This is a genomic window from Nostoc sp. DedQUE08 (assembly GCF_034530895.1).
In the GTDB taxonomy this organism is placed as follows: Bacteria; Cyanobacteriota; Cyanobacteriia; order Cyanobacteriales; family Nostocaceae; genus Nostoc.
Window position 1 is genome coordinate 30,320 of the sequence record NZ_JAVRCD010000075.1, and the last position, 5,596, is coordinate 35,915.

Sequence of the window (5,596 nt, forward strand, 5' to 3'; positions counted from 1 at the left end):
TCCACCTTTGAACCGGATGAATCCACCTCAGAACTCCGTTCATCCACCTTTGAACCGGATGAATCCACCTCAGATACTCGTTCATCCACCTTTGAACCGGATGAATCCACCTTGTCCCCTTGTCCCCTTGTCTCCTTGTCCCCTTGTCCCCAATCCCCAATGCCCAAAGTCGGCATCCTTTTCTACCGCGCTCATTATTTAGCAGGGAATACTAAAGTAATTGATGCTTTATGCGAAGCTTTGGTACAGAAAAATTTACAACCAGTGCCAGTATTTGTTTCTTCATTGCGCGAACCAGATGTGCAAGTTGAGTTGAGTGAATTTTTTCAACCCAAAGAAGCCGAATCAATAGCCGTGCTGCTAAATACCACTAGTTTTTCTTTAGCACGCTTGGAAAGCGAAACACCCCAAACCGAACTTTGGCAAAAATTAGATGTGCCTGTGTTGCAGGTAATCCTCAGTGGCGGATCGATTGAGCAGTGGGAGTCACAGTTTCAAGGGCTTTCTCCCCGCGATATTGGGATGAATGTGGCGCTACCAGAAGTAGATGGGCGGATTATTACTCGTGCTGTATCTTTTAAAGCATTGCAAACTCGTAATCCTCATTTAGAAACAGATGTGGTAATTTATCAACCAGTGAGCGATCGCATCGAGTTCGTTGCTAACCTAGCAGCAAATTGGGCGCGTCTACGTTCCAAACCACCCCAAGAACGTCGAATTGCCCTAATTCTGGCAAACTACCCCAACCGCAATGGCCGCCTCGCCAATGGTGTGGGACTCGACACCCCAGCAAGTTGTGTAGAAATCCTGCAAGCTTTACGTCAAGCTGGGTATGAAGTAGAAAATCCACCTGCTCAAGGAGACGAGTTGATTCAACGGCTGACAGATGGTGTAACCAACGATCCAGAAGGTAGAGAATTGCTTCCGGTACACCAAAGTGTTTCTTGGGAAGAATATCAAGAATATTTCGTTTCATTACCGCCAGCAGTTCAGCAAGGTATTAGTGAAAGGTGGGGAATAGGGCATGGGGCATGGGGCATGGGGCATGGGAAGAAGGGAGATGAAGATAATAACCAATCCCCAATCCCCATTTCTGGAATTAAACTCGGCAACATTTTCGTGGGAATTCAGCCTGCAAGGGGTTATGATAATGACCCCAGCTTGAATTATCATGCGCCGGATTTAGAACCAACCCATGCTTATTTAGCTTTCTACTATTGGGTTAGAGAAACTTTTGGTGCTGATGCTGTAGTTCATGTGGGAAAACACGGAAATCTAGAATGGCTACCGGGTAAAAGTGTGGCTTTATCGAGTAATTGTTATCCAGAAGTAGCTTTCGGCGCACTTCCCCACCTGTACCCGTTTATTGTCAACGATCCTGGTGAAGGTTCCCAAGCCAAACGTCGCGCTCAAGCGGTGATTATAGATCACCTCACGCCGCCAATGACTCGCGCGGAACTCTACGGTTCTTTGCAACAGTTAGAAAATTTAATTGATGAGTATTATGAAGCCGACAGTTTAGATCCTTCGCGTTTGCCAGTAATTCGCGATCGCATCCACGAACTGGTAATCAAAGAAAATCTCCATCTAGATTTAGGAATTCAAAATGAAACAGAAATTTTTAAGTCTGAATCTCTGGTTTTGAATTCCATAGGTGGTTATCTTTGTGAATTAAAAGAAGCCCAAATCCGCGACGGGTTGCACATTTTTGGGCAATGTCCCCAAGGACGACAATTGAGGGATTTAATAGTAGCGATCGCTCGCATCCCCAATCGCCATTCTCCAGGTATTACCCGTGCGATCGCTCAAGATTGGGGTCTAGACTTCGATCCCCTCACAGCCGATTTGTCAATGCCTAGCGGTGAATACTCAATAGTCAATGGCACAGAATGCCGTACCCTCGGCGATCTCGTCGAAGCCCTAGAAGAACACGCCGCCCTTTTAGTAGAACAACTCATAACTCCTAACTCCTCACTCCTAACTCCTAACTCCCCACTCAGCACTACCCTTAACTGGATAAGCGATCGCCTCCTCCCAGCCTTACAACAAACCCACGAAGAAATCACCCATTTATTACACGGACTCGATGGCGGATATGTCCCAAGCGCTCCATCTGGCGCACCTACACGCGGCCGCCCGGAAGTTCTCCCAACAGGGAAAAACTTTTATTCTGTCGATATTCGCGCCATTCCCACAGAGACAGCTTGGGATATCGGCAGAAAAGCCGCTGAAACTCTCGTAGAATATTACACTCAAGAACATGGCGAGTATCCCAAAACACTAGGTTTATCATTGTGGGGAACAGCCACCATGAGAACAGGCGGTGATGACATTGCCGAAGCCTTGGCTTTACTCGGAGTCCAGCCAGTCTGGGATGGTGCAGCACGGCGAGTAGTAGATTTTGAAATTTTACCCTTAGCGATTTTGGGGCGTCCCCGTGTAGATGTCACCTTGCGAATTTCGGGATTCTTCCGCGATGCTTTTCCCAACTTGATTGACTTATTCGCTCAAGCAGTATCAGCAGTAGCAGATTTAGATGAACCGCCAGAACAAAATCCCTTAGCAGATGCAGTTCGCCAAGAGACTGATTTGTGGACAAGCCAAGGATTAACTATACAAGAAGCAGTGGTGCGATCGCGCTATCGCATTTTTGGTTCTCGTCCAGGTGCTTACGGCGCCGGACTCCAAGGTTTAATCGAATCGCAAAACTGGACAGATGACGAAGATTTAGCCCGCGCCTACATTAACTGGAGTTCTTACGCCTATTCTTCGGGAAACTTGGCAGAGGAGCAGGGGAGCAGGGGAGCAGGGGAGCAAGGGAGCAGGGGAGCAGGGGAGCAGGGGAGCAGAGGAGCAGGAGAGCAGGGGAGCAGAGGAGCAGAAATTATTCCTAATCCCCAGTCCCCAGTCCCCAATACCGAAGCCTTCAAACAACGCTTGTCTCAAATGCAAATAGTCCTGCACAATCAAGACAACCGCGAACACGATCTACTCGATTCTGATGATTATTACCAATTTCAGGGTGGCTTAACAGCAGCCGTGCGTTCTCTACAGGGAAAAAATCCCCAAACTTACTTTGGAGATAATTCTATACCCGCCCAACCACGCGTTCGCCAACTGAAAGCAGAAATTGCACGAGTGTATCGTTCTCGCGTAGTTAATCCCAAGTGGATTGCAGGAGTAATGCGCCACGGATACAAGGGAGCTTTTGAAATGGCGGCGACGGTAGATTATCTCTTCGCCTACGATGCAACCGCAAAATGTGCTGAAGATTACATGTATCAAGGCATAGTAGATGCTTATTTACTCGATCCAGTTGTTGTAGAATTTATTCAGCAAAATAACCCTTACGCACTGCGTGATATTGCTGAAAAATTATTAGAAGCACACAAGCGCAATTTATGGGAGGATGTAAATATAGGAACATTAGAAGCTTTGAGGAACCTAGTACATCAAGCTGAAGCAGTTATCGAAGAAAAATCAATGGTGTAGGAAACAAATATGGAGAATCTTGCGTATTTGCACCTAGCTTTCGCCTACGAAGACAGCACACCCAGTGAATTGGTCTCCCTCAGTTCCTTGTTTAAGGACGCAGCTGCACCAGACTGGAAAAGGCTTTCAGGTAGGGCTTGGAAGTATATGTTGCCCCTTGCTCTGTCTTTATCTATTCTTGGCGCTGTTAGCAGCGTCATGGCACTAGAAAAAGGCGATCGAGGCCCTTCTGTCAGAAATCTACAACAAAAGTTGCGAACAGCAGGTTTTTACCAATCTTCTGTTACCCAAGTATATGACGCATCCACCCAAGAAGCTGTACGGCGCTTTCAAAAGGCCGCTGGTTTACCAGTAGACGGCATTGTTGGAACAAGCACTCTGCAAAAATTAGAAAGTTGGCAAGCGAAAAAGCCTACAACTAGGGCTACACAAGCTCAAAGAACTACTGCTGTAAGCGCACAAGCGAAAAAGTCCAGCACTACTAGTTCAGCCACCAGCAAACGCCGCAATCCTAACTACCTTGCTAAGGGGGATGAAGGTGAAGATGTCAGAGCTTTACAGGAACGGTTAAGAATCGCAGGCTTCTATTACGGAAACGCCACAGGCATATTTGGCCCAATTACCGAAGAATCTGTCAAGCGGTTCCAAGATTCTTACAAATTAAGCGTTGACGGTGTTGTTGGACCAGCAACATTAGCTAAATTGCCAGAAACTGGCATTGGTGATGGAGAAGAGGCTCCCAAAAAGGTAGTCAATCGAGACAAACTTCGTGTAGGCGATCGCGGTGAGCCAGTTAGAATTGTTCAAGAACAATTGATCCAAGCAGGATATTTAGAGGGAGAGCCAAATGGCTACTATGGCCCTTACACTGCTGATGCTGTAAAGAGATTTCAGGCGGCTAATTTCTTAGCAGCAAGTGGTGTTGCTGGCCCAACTACGCGAGCTAAGTTATATAGCTCAGTTAATACTACTAGCAAAAGCGAATTTAATACCTTAGAAATTCAAACCCGACTCCGGGAACGGGGTTTTTATAAAGGCAAGCTCAATGGTGTGATGGCAGATGACACCAAAAAAGCGATTAAACAAGCCCAAGAATTCTACGGGATTAGTCTTAAGGATCTTAAGAGCGGACGCTTTTAACATCCGCTTTGGTGTCGTTAGTATCAGTTCCCAACTGGTTGCTTGCCTCCAGTAACAGCAAATTACGAACTGCTCAGATTCCATTTATTTGGTTAATTTGAGTAGTTTCGTCTTATTTATCCACCCAAGTGCTAAAGCGGCATCAGCGCCCGTTGGCACTTGGGACACACTGCATGGATGGTCATTTGACAATCTAAGAGGTGAAAACCTTCTTTTTGAGCGGTTTTTGACCCAATTTTTAAAATTGAATCATTTTTAAACTCAATAGTTGAGTTGCATCGAACACAAATTAAGTGATGGTGATGGTGGGGATAGGGCTGGTTGATCTCATAATGCTTATGTCCCTCGCCCAATTCTAATTCCCGTAAAATTCCCATCCTTGCCATCAACTTCAAAGTCCGATAAATAGTTGACAGACTGATCCCTTCACCATCAGTTTCGAGCCGATGATAAAGATCCTCCGCACTCAGATGTTCGCCTTGCGGAAGTTCTTGAAAAATGTGTAAAATTGTTTCGCGCTGGGGAGTTAAACGCCAGCCTCGTTCGTTCAGTTCTGCCTTGAGTGAAGTAGTTGTGTAGACAGTCATACTAATAGTTCTCAACAAAGCTTGTTAGTTGAGAATATAACAAATCTTGGGAGCAATTTGCAACAATCATTGCCTATTGAGAATTCTTACTAAATATTTAAGAACAATTCATCAAATCTTGAGCAAAATTCAAGTAATCAGCTGTAGTGCATTTAATTTGCATACAGCTAATAGTTAGGATACTTGTAACGATTGCATCCCTTGACTTTGAATTTCGCATAAGTTAAATTTGAATTCTTAGTTGCTCCCCACCTTCAAGATATCTGAGCAAAGATTGGGGACAACTTTTATACAGATTAATGCTAATTATTTGCTGTAAGCCATAGGACTTACGCATTGACAAGGTTGCCAAGAAGTGAATTCAGGGAAAACAAGGA

3 protein-coding genes are annotated in these 5,596 nt (G+C 45.4%); 2 read left to right on the forward strand and 1 reads right to left on the reverse strand.

Features of this window, described 5'->3' with window-relative positions; genetic code table 11:
- Positions 1–3,492: cobaltochelatase subunit CobN (gene cobN, locus RMY64_RS32180; RefSeq protein WP_322702154.1), on the forward strand; the 3,492-nt coding region annotated here is incomplete at its 5' end.
- A gap of 9 nt (positions 3,493–3,501) precedes the next feature.
- Positions 3,502–4,632: a peptidoglycan-binding protein gene (locus tag RMY64_RS32185; RefSeq protein ID WP_322675202.1), complete on the forward strand. Its 1,131-nt coding sequence runs from the start codon at positions 3,502–3,504 to the stop codon at positions 4,630–4,632.
- 131 nt (positions 4,633–4,763) lie between these two features.
- Here the strand turns inward: RMY64_RS32185 and RMY64_RS32190 are convergent, their stop codons facing one another.
- Positions 4,764–5,219 (reverse strand): Fur family transcriptional regulator, encoded by a 456-nt coding sequence (locus RMY64_RS32190; RefSeq protein ID WP_012407750.1) that lies wholly within the window; start codon positions 5,217–5,219, stop codon positions 4,764–4,766.
- Between the last annotated feature and the right edge of the window lie 377 nt (positions 5,220–5,596).

Coding starts and splice junctions, on each gene's coding strand:
- RMY64_RS32190 (WP_012407750.1), bottom strand. CDS start 5,219: ATGACTGTCTACACAACTACTTCACTCAAGGCAGAACTGAACGAACGA.
- RMY64_RS32185 (WP_322675202.1), top strand. CDS start 3,502: ATGGAGAATCTTGCGTATTTGCACCTAGCTTTCGCCTACGAAGACAGC.